Raw genomic sequence first — 12597 nt, 5'->3', positions numbered from 1 at the left:
GCGGTCAGTCCGCCTCGTCGTGAATGTAGTCGACCACTTCCAGACCGAAACCGGCCAGGGCGTGGAAACGCTTGGGCGCGCTCATCACGCGCATCTGGCGAACGCCCAGATCCTTGAGGATCTGCGCGCCCACCCCGTAGTTTCGCAGCTCTTCGACCTCGCCGCCGACTGGCTCGGCAGACGGCTTGTCCCAGCCCTGCAACTGGCGCAGCAGCTCGTCCTCGTTGGGCGTCGAACGCAGCACTACCGCGACGCCGGTCTCCATGCCCGCCAGGCGCGAGAGCACGTCGGAGAACGGCCAGCCGCAATCGCGCCCCTGCGGCTCGAATAGGTCGCAGACCGAGTGATGCACGTGCACCCGCACCGGCGTCGGCGTCTCGGCGTCCGGCGTGCCGCGCACGGCCGCAAACTGCAACTGGCCGCTGGTGAAATCCTTGTACGCATGCAGCGTGAACCGGCCGTGGCGCGTGTCGATCTCGGTGGCGAACTGGTGCTCGACCGAACGCTCGTGACGCATGCGGTAGCGGATCAGGTCTTCGATCGAGCCGATCTTGATGTCGTGCTCGGCGGCGAACTGCTCCAGGTCCGGACGGCGGGCCATGGAGCCGTCCTCGTTGAGGATCTCGACGATCACCGCCGCCGGCTCGCGCGCCTCGGCCAGTCGGGCGAGGTCCACGCCCGCCTCGGTGTGCCCGGCGCGCGCCAGCACACCGCCTGGACGCGCCATCAGCGGGAAGACGTGCCCCGGCTGGACCAGGTCGGCCGGCTTGGCCTCGGGCGCCACCGCGGTGCGGATGGTGCAGGCCCGGTCGGCAGCCGAGATGCCGGTGGTCACGCCGCGCGCGGCCTCGATCGAGACCGTGAACGCGGTCTGGAATGCCTCGCGGGTACGGCTAACCATCAGCGGCAGCTCGAGCTGCTCGCAGCGCTCTTGGCTCAACGTCAGACAGATCAGGCCGCGGCCGTAGCGCGCCATGAAATTGATGTCCTCGGCGCGCGTCTGCTCGGCGAGCATGACCAGATCGCCCTCGTTTTCGCGGTCCTCGTCATCGACGATGATGACCATGCGCCCGGCCCGCAGGTCGTCGAGGATCTCGTCAATGGGACTAAAACTCATAGGGTCTCTCAGCGCCGTCATGGAACGCCCGAAGGGCAGCCGGTAATTGTATCATCGCGGGCCCGACTGTAGACCACCGGCCCGGCAGGTGATCCTCAGGACAGATCCTGGTAGGGGCTCTGCCCGCCGCCACCGGGCTGGCCATCGCCGGCCTGCAGCAGGCGCTCGAGGTAGCGCGCCATCAGGTCGACCTCCAGATTCACCTGCCGACCGGGGCGGTACTCGCCCATGATGGTGGCCTCGAGGGTGTGCGGAATGATGGTCAGCCGGCAGCGCACGCCGCTGACCTCGTTGACCGTCAGGCTGACCCCGTCGATGGCAAGCGAACCCTTCTTGGCGACATAGCGCGCCAGCTCCGGCGGCACCCGCAGCCAGAACTCGGTCGCGCGCGCCTCGCTGCGCCGCGCATCGACGATCGCCAGCCCGTCGACGTGACCGCTGACCAGATGCCCACCCAGCGGCGTGGCCAGCGTCAGCGCCGGCTCCAGGTTGACGCGCGAGCCGGGGGCCAGCTGGCCGACCGTGGTCAGGCGCAGGGTCTCGGCGGAACAGTCGACCGAGAAGCGATCGCCATCCAGGTCGGTGACCGTCAGGCAGACGCCATTGACGGCGATGCTGTCGCCGACGGCGGTATGCACGAGATCCAGTCCCGGCGCCTCGATGGTCAGGCGGGCGTCGCCACCGGTCGGGGTCTGCTCGACCAGGGTGCCGACGGTCTGGATGATGCCGGTGAACATGCGTGTCTCTCCGCGGGTTTGGATAGCTGCCGGCGCGCCGCTTAGCGTGCCGGGCGCAGGGTCAGGCGCAGGTCGTCGCCGATCCGTGTCTCGTCGCTGATTTCCCAGCGGCTCGCATCGGCCAGTGCCGCCGGTTCGGGCAGCGCCAGCGCAGGGCGTGCCTGATGCCCGAGCAGTACCGGCGCCTGGTAGATCACCAGCTCGTCACACAGCCCGGCAGCGACGAACGCCCCGGCGAGCTTGGCGCCCGCCTCGACCAGCACCTCATTGATCTCGCGCTCGGCCAGGTCGGCGAGGATGAAGTCGAGGTCCATGCCCAGCCCTGCCGCGGCCGGCGCCTCGATCAGGTTCGCCTCGCGCTTGACCAGCGCCTCGTGGTGCACGCCGTCGCTGGCATCGCGGGTGTAGATCCACACCGGCCCGGGCGCGTCGAAGATCGCGGTGAACGGCGGCAAGCGCAGGCCTGAATCGAGCACCACCCGCGTCGGCTGGCGCACCTCGCCGTCGATGCCGAGTTCATCCGCCGACAGGCGCACATTCAGCCGGGCGCTGTCGGTCAACACCGTGTCGATGCCGCTCAGGACCGCACACTGACGGGCGCGCAGGAACTGCACGTCGCGCCGCGCCGCCTCGCCGGTAATCCACTGGCTCTCGCCGCTGGCCAGTGCACTGCGCCCGTCGAGCGACTGGGCCACCTTGACCGTCACCCACGGCCGGCCCCGCTCCATGCGCGAGACGAACCCCGGGTTGAGGGCCCGGGCGGCCGCCGGGGCGATCGCCTCGGTCACCTCGACCCCGGCCTCGCGCAGGATGTTGTGCCCGCGGCCGGCCACCAGCGGGTTGGGATCGTTCATTGCCGTGACCACGCGCGCCAGGCCTGCCTCGACCAGTTGCGGCGCGCAGGCCGGGGTGCGACCGACGTGGCTGCAGGGCTCCAGGGTCACATAGGCGGTCGCGCCACGTGCCCGTTCGCCCGCCTGCTCGAGGGCCCGCACCTCGGCGTGCGGCTGACCGGCACGAGCATGGAAACCCTCGCCGACGATCTCGCCGTCGCGGACCAGCACGCAGCCGACCCGCGGGTTGGGCGAAGTGGTGTAACGACCACGCTCGGCCAGGGACAGCGCATGCGCCATCCAGCTCCGGTCCTCGTGGGACGCGGGCCTATCGGCCGCAGTCGCCTCAGTTGGCATCGCCGATCAGGGGCAGCTGGTGGTCCGGGTCGCTGATGACGTCGTTGGCCAGCGACTCGATCGCCTCGCGGAAGGCCTCGACGCTGTCGAAACTGAGATACACCGAGGCGAAGCGGATATAGGCGACGTGGTCGAGGCGGCGCAGCTGGGCCATCACCATCTCGCCGATCTCGCGGGCGGCGATCTCGCGCTCCCCTCGACTGCGGAGCTGGCGCTCGATCTGCTCGATGGCCTCCTCGATACGCCGGGTCGGTACCGGGCGTTTTTCCAGCGCCCGCATCAGGCCGTCCCTGAGCTTGCGCTCGTCGAAGTTCTGCCGCGCGCCGTTGGATTTGACCACCCGCGGCATCTGCCGATCGGCCCGCTCGTAGGTGGTGAAGCGCTGACCACAGTCGGCACACTCGCGCCGGCGGCGGATGCCCTCGCCCGCGTCGATCGAACGCGAGTCGATCACCCGGGTGTCGTCGTTACCGCAGATCGCGCAGCGCATGCCGCCCCCTCGATCAGGCCTGGTTGGCCTCGTAGACCGGCAGGCGACGGCAGAGCGCGGTGACCTTCTCGCGCACCGCCTCGATCACCGACTCGTTCTCGATGTCGTCGATGATGTCGCACATCCAGCCAGCCAGATCGCGCGATTCCTCGGTCCCGAAGCCACGGGTGGTGATCGCCGCGGTGCCCACGCGGATACCGGAGGTGACGAACGGCGACTGCGGGTCGTTGGGCACGGCGTTCTTGTTGACGGTGATGTGGGCGTTGCCCAGGGCCTCGTCGACCGCCTTGCCGGTCAGGCCGCGCTTGACGAAGCTGACCAGGAACAGGTGGTTGTCGGTGCCGCCGGAGACCACTTCCAGGCCGCGGTCGACGAACACCTGCGCCATGGTGCGGGCGTTGTCGATCACCTGCTGCTGGTAGGTCTTGAAGTCCGGCTCCATGGCCTCCTTGAAGGCCACCGCCTTGCCGGCGATCGCGTGCATCAGCGGGCCGCCCTGCGAGCCGGGGAAGATGCGCGACTGGAATTTCTTCTCCAGGTCCGGGTTGGACTTGGCCACGATAATGCCGCCGCGCGGGCCGCGCAGGGTCTTGTGCGTGGTCGAGGTGACCACGTGGGCGTGCGGCACCGGATTCGGGTACAGGCCGGCGGCCACCAGACCGGAGACGTGGGCCATGTCGACCATCAGGTAGGCACCAACCGCATCGGCGATCTCGCGAAAGCGTGCCCAGTCCATCACGCGCGAATAGGCGGAAAAGCCGGCGATGATCATCTTCGGCTTGTGCTCCTTGGCCAGACGCTCGACTTCGTCGTAGTCGACGTAGCCCTCGTCGTCGATGCCGTACTGCACCGCGTGGTAGATACGCCCGGAGAAGTTGGGCTTGGCGCCGTGGGTCAGGTGGCCACCGGCATCCAGGCTCATGCCGAGCACGGTGTCACCCGGCTCGACCAGTGCCTGGAAGACCGCGGCATTGGCCTGGGAGCCCGAGTGCGGCTGGACGTTGGCGTAGTCGGCGCCGAAGAGCTTCTTGGCTCGGTCGATCGCGAGTTGCTCGGCCACGTCGACATACTCGCAGCCGCCGTAGTAGCGCTTGCCCGGGTAGCCCTCGGCGTACTTGTTGGTCAGCACGGAGCCCTGGGCTTCCATGACGCGCGGGCTGGCGTAGTTCTCGGAGGCGATCAGCTCGACGTGATCCTCCTGGCGGCGCACCTCGGCGTTGATCGCATCGGCAAGTTCCGGGTCGTAGCCCGCGATGGTCATGGACTTGGCAAACATGAATTGGCTCCTGAAGAAGGTGAAATCAAAACCGGCTCGACCCCGCGCGAGCGAGGCCGCGAAATACAAGCGGCCGCCCCGACAGGAACCGAGGGCGACCGAACAATGCCGGGAATTCTAGCATGTTGCGGCCGATCGCCTCGCCCGTCGCTCCGACCATCATGGCAGCGCCTCATTTTCCGTCGCGACACCCGGCCGGCCAAGCGAACCATCCGCAACCCGAGCATGAATCGGGCTCATGTCGCCTCACCACGCGCAAGAGGATCGACAAAACGTGAGCGGCTCGCGACAATGCAAGGAACCTCGGCACGGATCGTAATACCGCTCTGCGCGCCTTGAGGGCGAGCAACTCACCCAGCCAGAGTGGCATTACGATCCGTGCCGAGGTTCCTTAACCTTTCCCGCAAACCGGCATGGGAGCATTGCAGCGATGATGACCGACAACGACCGCCACGCCTTGGTCGACTTTCTCGCCCGCCACGTCGACACGCAGATCCTGACCCAGGCGGAGGTCGGCGCCTTCCTCGACTTCTGCGACTTCGAGGTGATCGAGCGCGGCGAGATCATCGCCGACATCGGCGAGGTGGGTGAATCGCTCTACTTCCTGCTCGAGGGCACCGCCGAGTTGATCGTCGGCCCGACCACCAACGAGGTCCCGGTCGGCCAGATCCACGCCGGCGAGATGCTCGGCGAAATGAGCTTCTTCGACCGCCAGCCACGCAACGTACGCATGCGGGCCCGCTCCAAGGTCCGTCTGCTGCGCCTGCCCCGCGCCAAGTACAACCGACTGCGCCTGGAGCACCCGGTCTTCTCGGTGCTGCTGCTCGAGTACGCCATCGTCAGCCTCGACCACCTCTACCGGCGCACCAGCACCGACGTGGCACAGCTCAACCAGTACATCCACAGCATGGGCGGCTGATCCCTACCCTCGCCTCAACCGCAGGGCATTGCCGATCACGGCGATCGAACTGACCGACATGCCGATCGCCGCCAGCCACGGCTGCACCAGCCCGACCGCGGCAATCGGAATCGCGATCGCGTTGTACCAGACCGACCAGGCAAGGTTCTGTCGGATCACGCCCATGGTGCGGCGCGCATAGTCGACGGCAAAGGCCGTCTCCGCCACCCGATCGTTCAGGAGCACCATGTCAGCGCTGTGCTTGGCGACCGCGGTGCCGCCGCCCATGGCCATCGAGACGTCCGCCCGCGCCAGCACCGGCGCGTCGTTGACCCCGTCACCGACCATCAGCACGCGGCCACCATCGGCCTGCAGGTCGGCGACCCGTTCCATCTTGTCTTCCGGCAACAGATCACCCTCGACGTGATCGACCCCCAGATGATTACCGATCAACCGGGCCCGATCGGCCTGATCGCCGGACAGCAGCCAGACCTGAACGCCGTGGCCACGCAGCCGGTCGATGGCCTCGCGAGCATCCTCGCGCAGCTCGTCGCCCAGCACGGCGCGGGCGACCAGCTGCTCGCTCCGGGCAATCCAGACCACCAGCTCGTCGACGGCCGCGTTCACCTCGGGCAGCCGGATGCCGAGCTCGCCCATCAGGCGGGCATTACCCACCGCGAAACGCTCGCCGGCAACCCGCCCGGTGACACCACGCCCGCTGGCGCTCTCCACGTCGCGCACCTCCCGAGCGGCCGGCGCCGCCTCCTCGCCCCAGGCGCGCAGTGCCCGACCCACGGGATGGTCGGCATACTGCTCCAGCGCGGCAACCACGGTGCGCAATTCGGCTTCGTCCGCGTCACCCAATCGCTCGACCTCACGCACGGCCAGCTGGCCGGTGGTCAAAGTGCCGGTCTTGTCGAACACCACGTGGGTGATGCCGGCCAGCCCCTCGATCGCCCGCCCGCGGGAGACCAGCAGTCCCTGGCGCGTCAGTCGGCCGACCGCCACCGCGATCGCTGCAGGTGTCGCCAGTGAGAGCGAGCAGGGGCAGGTGATCGCCAGGATGGCGACCGCAATCCAGAACGCCCGCGCCGGATCGATCACCAGCCAGGCAAGCGAGACCGCCGCCGTGGTGACCAGCAGGCCAATGACGAACTTCTGCGCGAAGCGGTCGGCCACCTCGGCCACCCGCGGCTTCTGCGACTGGGCCCGGTCGATTAGGCGCACGATCGAGGAGACCATGGTGTCCTGGCCGACCTTCTCCACCTCGACGGTCAGCGGGCTCTCGGTGTTGACGGTGCCGGCGGCCACCGTGTCGCCCGCACGCTTGAGTTCGGGCACGCTCTCGCCGGTGAGCATCGAGGCGTTCACCCCGCTCTCGCCCTCGATCACCCGCCCGTCGGCCGGCACCGGTCCGCCCGGACGTACCAGGATGCGATCCCCGGGCACCAGGTCGAATGCCGGCACCACGGTCATCGAGCCGTCCGCCTCGATGCGGTTGGCCACCTGCGGCACCAGCTTGTTGAGCGACTCGGCCAGCTCGCCGGCCTTGTGTCGCGCCCCCTGCTCGAGAAAACGCCCGGCCAGCAGCAGGAAGACGAACATGGTGACCGAGTCGAAATAGACCTCGCCACTATGGCTCAACACGGCGTAGACGCTGCCGCCGTAGGCCAGCAGGATGCTCAGCGAGACCGGCAGATCCATGCTGACGCGTCGCTGCTTGAGATCGCGCCAGGCGGGGCGGAAGAACGCCTGTCCGGAATAGAGCACGATCGGGGTCGATAGCACCAGGCTGACCCACCAGAAGAAGTACCGCATGCCCTCGGAGAGATCGAGGAAGTCGCCGAAATACAGCGACAACGAGATCATCATCACCTGCAGGTAGACCAGCCCGGCGACCGCCAGGCGGCGCATCATGTCGTGACGCTCGCGGCGGTAGACCCGGTCCTGGCGGTCCGGGTCGTAGGGATAGGCGCGGTACCCGATAGCCGCAATGGCCCGCAGGATCTCGGACAGCTGCACCTGGCGGTTGTCCCAGACGACCTGGGCGCGGTGGGTGGAGAAATTCACCGAAAAGGACTCGACGCCGGGGAGCTGGCGCACCTGCCGCTCGGACAGCCAGATGCAGGCGGCGCAGACGATGCCTTCGAGGATCAGCGAGGCCTCGCGTCGCTCGCCGTCGCGGTTGGCGACAAACGATTTCTGCATCTCTGGGCGGTCGTAGATCGCCACTTCCTCGAGCACGCGCTCAAGGTCGTCATCCGGCTTGGGCGAGGCCTCGGTGCGATGGCGGTAATAGTCCTCCATGTCCGCCTCGACGATGGCCTGGGCCACCGCCTGGCACCCCGGACAGCACATGGCACGCTGCTCGCCCAAAACGCGGGTGTAATAGCTCGCGCCGTCCGGCGCCGGCAAGCCGCAATGAAAGCAGCTGGCCTCGGCCTCCGTCTTCGGGGCAACGACGTCCGCCTCGCTCATGATTCACCCATGGCTCGCGCCACGCCGTTCAAGCGAACGACCCGACCGCTCACGGCTCGGCGATGTCGGTCATGCCGCGCAGCTGGTGGGTTGCGCCATCGCGACGCACGTTGACGATCACTTCCCACCGCCCCGGACGCGACGGGGTGATATCGGCCTGGTATACGCCGGGTTCGATCTCCTCGAGCCGGCGCGTGAAGTCGAGGCTCTGGCTCGAGAAACGCAGGAACTGCGCGGTCACGTCGGCATCCCGAACCGGACCGCCCTCCCCGTCGTACACCTGGATGCGAAACGGCGTGGACTCACCGACGACCGGCTCGCCCAGCCAGCCACGGCGCACCTGCCAGCCGCGGCGCTGCTGCTCCTCGCGCATGGCGTCATAGGCCTCGAACTGAGCCACCTTCTCCTGGTAGTCGTGAGCGACCGTGCCGGGGAAGTAGGAGGTGGCGACCGGACCGCCCTGAGGCTCCGGCAACAACTGGCGCGCGGCGTTCTCGCTCAGGCCACGCGTCGCGATGGTGAGGAAGATCGAGTCAAGCAGGATGATGACCGCGAAGAACGCGATGATGGTCGCCGGTCCGGCGTGAAAGCCCATCTTGTGCGACTTGGCATGTCGCGGCGGCGAGATCAGGCCGAGGATGAACGCGGTCATCACGAGGATGGCGACCACCATCGCAACCACGTCGAGTCCCGGCCAGGCGCTGATCGCATAGGGGGCATAGCTAGCCAGGGCCAGCACGCCGAGGATGAAGGCGATCTGGCGACCGGCGGTCGGGAAACGCCACCGCAGCAGGAAGAAGAGGATCGGGATCAGTGTCATGCCGATCCCGGCGGGCAGCAGTACGGCCATGTTGGAAAACCTGGTTGCAGCAGGCCGTCGCCCGGGGCTCCCTGCCGGGCGACGGCCTCAGAAATGGATGATCAGCGGAAGACGAATGTCGCGTCGTGCTCCAGCGGCTCGATGCGTCCGTTCTCCTCGGTGAGGACGAATTCTATCTTGCGACGGTCCACTTCTGCATCACGCGGCGCACGCACGTGCACCAGATACTTGCGCGAACCGTCGGCGGGTACGGAAAGCCCTTCGAAATCACCGACGACACTCACCTTGGCATCCGGCAAACCCTCCAGCGCCAGCGTGAAATCCAGCCGCTCCTGGAGCTTGTTGTTGATCTTCACGTTGTAGTTGTTCTGGATGTCGCCGCTGGCGAGGACCGTGAACAACGGCTGACGCACCTGCTGCACCGAGATGTCCGCCGGGGCACGCGCGAAGATGCCGTAGAGGAGCAGCGCGGTGGCTGCCAGCGTGGCGATCCCATAGCCGATCGTGCGGAACTTCAGCAGGTTCGGCTTCTCCCCGGTTTCCAGCTCCTGCTCGGAGGCATAACGGATCAGCCCCGTCGGCCAACCGCGCTTGGTCATGATCTGATCGCAGGCATCGATGCACAGCCCGCAGGAAATGCACTCCAGCTGCAGGCCGTCGCGGATATCAATGCCCGTCGGACAGACCTGCACGCAGAGCTTGCAGTCGATGCAATCGCCGACGCCCTGACCGTGACGCTCGTCGAGCGTCATCAGGCCCTGCTTGAGCGGCTTGCGGCCGGACTCGCCCTCGCCCCGCTTGGCGTCGTAGGACACCAGCAGGGTTTCCTTGTCGAACATCACGCTCTGGAAGCGCGCATAGGGACACATGTAGATGCACACCTGCTCGCGCGCGAAACCCGCCGCGATCAGCGTGGTCACGGTGAGGATCCCCGTGGTGATATAGGCGGCCTTGGCGGCGTCCAGGGTAAAAAAGTCGACGAACAGCTGCGGCGCATCGGCCCAGTAGGCGGTGAAGGTGAACCCGGTCCAAAACGCGATCGCGGTCCAGATGGCGATCGTGATGCCCTTCTTGGTGATCTTCTCGGCGTTCCACGGCTGCTTTTCCAGCCGCATGCGCTTGTTGCGATCCCCCTGGACCAGCGCCTCGACCTTCATGAAGGTGTCGGTCCACAGGGTCTGAAAGCAGAAGTAGCCGCAGAACGCGCGCCCGACAAGCCCGGTGACAAAGAACAGCAACCACGCGGCGAGAATCAGAAAACCCGCGAGCAGGAACATGTCCTGCGGATGGATGACCAGATCGAACAGGTAGTAACGGCGCGACGGGATGTCGAACATGACCGCCTGATCGGGCCCGGTTAGCCGCTCCCAACGCACCCACGGCAGCAGGAAGAACACACCGTAGGCGATCAGCAGGACCGCGTTCTTGAAACGCCGGAACCGGCCCCGGATCCCCTTGGGATGGATGGGCTCCCGCGCCGCGTAAAGCTCGTCGGCGGCGTAGCTGGGATCGTCGTGCTGGGCCATGAATCAAACTCCGAAACATACTCTCGGGGTAATCTTATACCCCATAGGGAAATTGTCTGACAACCGCACGCCAGAGAATTTTTCGGGGCCCGCAAACAAGAACACCGGCCAGGGGCCGGTGTTCCGAATCGGGAAAACGCCGGGGACGATCAGTTGCCGCCCATCTGACGCACGTAGATGGCGAGCATCCGCATCTGCGTCTCGGTCAGACGATCGCCGAAGCCCGGCATCTGGCGCTCGATACCGTTGTTGACGACGTGCTTGATCTCGTCAACCTGACAGGCGGTGTCACCGCCACAGCCCGGTACGTCAGCCACGTCCCAGATCGCGTCGGTCAGGTTCGGGGCGCCCATGGCCTCGTTACCCTCGCCATTCTGGCCGTGACAACCCGCACAGGTGGCAAACGCCTGCTTGCCACGGCTGGCCGCCTCGCCACTGATCTCGGCGTTGCCGGAGAGGCTCAGCACGTACTTGGCCAGATCGTCGATCTTGTCCTCGGGGACGTTCTGCGCCGGCATCATGCCGTTGATGCCGCCGTCGATCTTGCTGACGATCGTCTCGTAGGAGTTGCCGTACAGCCAGGCGTTGTCCGCCAGGTTCGGGAACAGGCCGATCTTGCCCTGGCCACCCGCACCGTGACAGGCCGCGCAGTAGTCACCGAAGGTGCCGTGGCCGACCGACATGGCGAACTGCAGGGTGTCCGGATCCTGCTCGATTTCCTCGAAGCTCATGTCCTTGACCTTGTTGACCCACTCCTGCTGAGCGAGGGCCGACGGGCTGGACTGCATGTTCTTGGTGAACAGCGCACGGGTGTTCCAGTGCTCGGTGACGGTCTTCTCTTCACCGTTCTCGCCTTCCACCGTGTACTCGACCGTGTTGATGCCCTTGGTGTAGGTATCGCCGTACGGCCAAGCCGGGTAAAGGATCCAGTAGACCACCGAGAAGATGATCGTGATGTAGAAGGCCCACAGCCACCAGCGCGGCAACGGGTTGTTGTACTCGCGCAGATCGCCGTCCCAAACGTGCCCGGTGGTCTCGACCTGCCCCTGCTTATTTTCCGGTTGACTCATCGTTATTCACCTGTTGTTTCTTTTGTTGCGTGGGGTCGAGCTCGTCGTCGTCCAGGAAGGGAATGTCCTTGTACGACTCCAGCCGCTGCTTACGCTTCTTGCCGGTGTAGACGTACACGATGATTCCCACGAAGGCGGAGAAGAACAGAATCAGCGCCAGCGGCTTGCTGTTCTCCATGTCGCCCAACCACGCAAAGATATCGCCAATCAAGAGATCACCTCGACAGTGGCGGTTTTCATGTATCAGCGGAACTGGTTGAAGTGGCCGTCTTCATACTTCGAGAAGTCGACCATCGTGCCCAGTACCTGCAGGTAAGCCACGAGGGCATCCATTTCGGTGATCTGGTCGGGGTTGCCGTCCCAGTTTTCGGCACTCGCCTCGTCTTCCAGCACCTGGGTGCCGTTGGAGACGTGCAGCTTGTCAGCCACCGATTGACCGAACTGCTCCACGTTGGCGTCGTACTCTTCCTGGCTCTGCGAGTACGGCACGCCGACGCGCTTGAGCGCCACCATGCGTTCCTCGATCTGGCTGTAGTCAAGCTCGGTGTCGAGCAGCCACGGATAACCCGGCATGATCGACTCGGGCACCAGCGACTGCGGGTCAACCAGGTGCTGCGTCTGCCATTCGTTGGAGTACTTGCCACCGACACGCGCCAGGTCCGGACCGGTCCGCTTGGAGCCCCACTGGAACGGGTGGTCGTACTGCGACTCGGCTGCCAGCGAGTAGTGGCCGTAGCGCAGCATCTCGTCACGGAACGGGCGGATCATCTGCGAGTGACAGGTGTAGCAGCCCTCGCGGACATAGATGTCCCGGCCCCGCAGTTCCAGCGGGGTGTAGGGGCGAACGCCGTCGACTTCCTCGACCGTTTCCTCGATGTGGAACAGCGGGACGATCTCGACCAGGCCACCGATGCTGATCACCATCAGGGTGAGGACGATCAGCAGACCGGAGTTGATTTCAATGCTTTCGTGTTTCATTCACCTAACCTCAATCC

Annotated in this window: 12 protein-coding genes; 1 reads left to right on the top strand and 11 read right to left on the bottom strand. The window is 66.1% G+C overall.

Features of this window, described 5'->3' with window-relative positions; translation table 11 throughout:
* Positions 1-4: 4 nt before the first annotated feature.
* From ribB to glyA, 5 genes are all read right to left on the bottom strand, one after another.
* Positions 5-1117: a 3,4-dihydroxy-2-butanone-4-phosphate synthase gene (gene ribB / locus LV476_RS10400; protein ID WP_250075899.1), complete on the bottom strand. Its 1113-nt coding sequence runs from the start codon at positions 1115-1117 to the stop codon at positions 5-7.
* A 95-nt stretch (positions 1118-1212) separates the two neighbouring features.
* Positions 1213-1854, bottom strand: coding sequence for a riboflavin synthase (locus tag LV476_RS10395; protein ID WP_250075897.1), 642 nt, complete (start codon positions 1852-1854; stop codon positions 1213-1215).
* A gap of 41 nt (positions 1855-1895) precedes the next feature.
* Positions 1896-3044, bottom strand: a complete 1149-nt coding sequence (gene ribD, locus LV476_RS10390; RefSeq protein WP_284047453.1) for a bifunctional diaminohydroxyphosphoribosylaminopyrimidine deaminase/5-amino-6-(5-phosphoribosylamino)uracil reductase RibD — start codon at positions 3042-3044, stop codon at positions 1896-1898.
* Positions 3034-3534, bottom strand: coding sequence for a transcriptional regulator NrdR (gene nrdR, locus LV476_RS10385; RefSeq protein WP_250075893.1), 501 nt, complete (start codon positions 3532-3534; stop codon positions 3034-3036). Before nrdR ends, ribD begins: the two co-directional genes overlap by 11 nt.
* A 13-nt stretch (positions 3535-3547) precedes the next feature.
* Positions 3548-4810, bottom strand: a complete 1263-nt coding sequence (glyA, locus tag LV476_RS10380; protein WP_250075891.1) for a serine hydroxymethyltransferase — start codon at positions 4808-4810, stop codon at positions 3548-3550.
* Between the two features lie 430 nt (positions 4811-5240).
* On the opposite strand from glyA, the gene LV476_RS10375 reads away from it, so the two are divergent.
* The gene (locus LV476_RS10375; protein ID WP_250075889.1) at positions 5241-5729 is read left to right on the top strand and encodes a Crp/Fnr family transcriptional regulator; all 489 of its coding nucleotides are present in this window, start codon (positions 5241-5243) and stop codon (positions 5727-5729) included.
* Between the two features lie 3 nt (positions 5730-5732).
* Here the strand turns inward: LV476_RS10375 and LV476_RS10370 are convergent, their stop codons facing one another.
* From LV476_RS10370 to ccoO, 6 genes are all read right to left on the bottom strand, one after another.
* Positions 5733-8186, bottom strand: a complete 2454-nt coding sequence (locus LV476_RS10370; RefSeq protein WP_250075887.1) for a heavy metal translocating P-type ATPase — start codon at positions 8184-8186, stop codon at positions 5733-5735.
* 49 nt (positions 8187-8235) lie between these two features.
* The gene (locus LV476_RS10365; protein WP_250075861.1) at positions 8236-9036 is read right to left on the bottom strand and encodes a FixH family protein; all 801 of its coding nucleotides are present in this window, start codon (positions 9034-9036) and stop codon (positions 8236-8238) included.
* A gap of 71 nt (positions 9037-9107) precedes the next feature.
* A complete protein-coding gene (ccoG, locus tag LV476_RS10360; protein WP_250075859.1) occupies positions 9108-10532 on the bottom strand; it encodes a cytochrome c oxidase accessory protein CcoG in 1425 nt (474 codons plus the stop codon).
* A 149-nt stretch (positions 10533-10681) separates the two neighbouring features.
* Positions 10682-11602 (bottom strand): cytochrome-c oxidase, cbb3-type subunit III, encoded by a 921-nt coding sequence (gene ccoP, locus LV476_RS10355; RefSeq protein WP_250075856.1) that lies wholly within the window; start codon positions 11600-11602, stop codon positions 10682-10684.
* Positions 11583-11780 carry a cbb3-type cytochrome oxidase subunit 3 gene (locus LV476_RS10350; protein WP_250075855.1) on the bottom strand — a complete coding sequence of 66 codons (198 nt, stop codon included), beginning with the start codon at positions 11778-11780 and terminating at the stop codon, positions 11583-11585. Before LV476_RS10350 ends, ccoP begins: the two co-directional genes overlap by 20 nt.
* Positions 11781-11845: 65 nt before the next feature.
* A complete protein-coding gene (ccoO, locus tag LV476_RS10345) occupies positions 11846-12580 on the bottom strand; it encodes a cytochrome-c oxidase, cbb3-type subunit II (protein ID WP_250075852.1) in 735 nt (244 codons plus the stop codon).
* Positions 12581-12597 lie beyond the last annotated feature (17 nt).

Origin of the sequence: Guyparkeria hydrothermalis (genome assembly GCF_023555385.1) — a bacterium.
GTDB classification, from domain to species: domain Bacteria; phylum Pseudomonadota; class Gammaproteobacteria; order Halothiobacillales; family Halothiobacillaceae; genus Guyparkeria; species Guyparkeria hydrothermalis_A.
Note: the sequence above shows the minus strand (reverse complement) of the source record. Positions and strands in the feature narration are given on the sequence as shown.

Bases quoted from the DNA above. Each gene is read 5' to 3' on its own strand.
- ccoG (WP_250075859.1), bottom strand. From the start codon at position 10,532: ATGGCCCAGCACGACGATCCCAGCTACGCCGCCGACGAGCTTTACGCG.
- LV476_RS10395 (WP_250075897.1), bottom strand. From the start codon at position 1,854: ATGTTCACCGGCATCATCCAGACCGTCGGCACCCTGGTCGAGCAGACC.
- ccoO (WP_250075852.1), bottom strand. From the start codon at position 12,580: ATGAAACACGAAAGCATTGAAATCAACTCCGGTCTGCTGATCGTCCTC.
- ribB (WP_250075899.1), bottom strand. From the start codon at position 1,117: ATGAGTTTTAGTCCCATTGACGAGATCCTCGACGACCTGCGGGCCGGG.
- LV476_RS10370 (WP_250075887.1), bottom strand. From the start codon at position 8,186: ATGAGCGAGGCGGACGTCGTTGCCCCGAAGACGGAGGCCGAGGCCAGC.
- glyA (WP_250075891.1), bottom strand. From the start codon at position 4,810: ATGTTTGCCAAGTCCATGACCATCGCGGGCTACGACCCGGAACTTGCC.
- ribD (WP_284047453.1), bottom strand. From the start codon at position 3,044: ATGCCAACTGAGGCGACTGCGGCCGATAGGCCCGCGTCCCACGAGGAC.
- LV476_RS10365 (WP_250075861.1), bottom strand. From the start codon at position 9,036: ATGGCCGTACTGCTGCCCGCCGGGATCGGCATGACACTGATCCCGATC.
- LV476_RS10375 (WP_250075889.1), top strand. From the start codon at position 5,241: ATGATGACCGACAACGACCGCCACGCCTTGGTCGACTTTCTCGCCCGC.
- LV476_RS10350 (WP_250075855.1), bottom strand. From the start codon at position 11,780: ATGGAGAACAGCAAGCCGCTGGCGCTGATTCTGTTCTTCTCCGCCTTC.
- nrdR (WP_250075893.1), bottom strand. From the start codon at position 3,534: ATGCGCTGCGCGATCTGCGGTAACGACGACACCCGGGTGATCGACTCG.
- ccoP (WP_250075856.1), bottom strand. From the start codon at position 11,602: ATGAGTCAACCGGAAAATAAGCAGGGGCAGGTCGAGACCACCGGGCAC.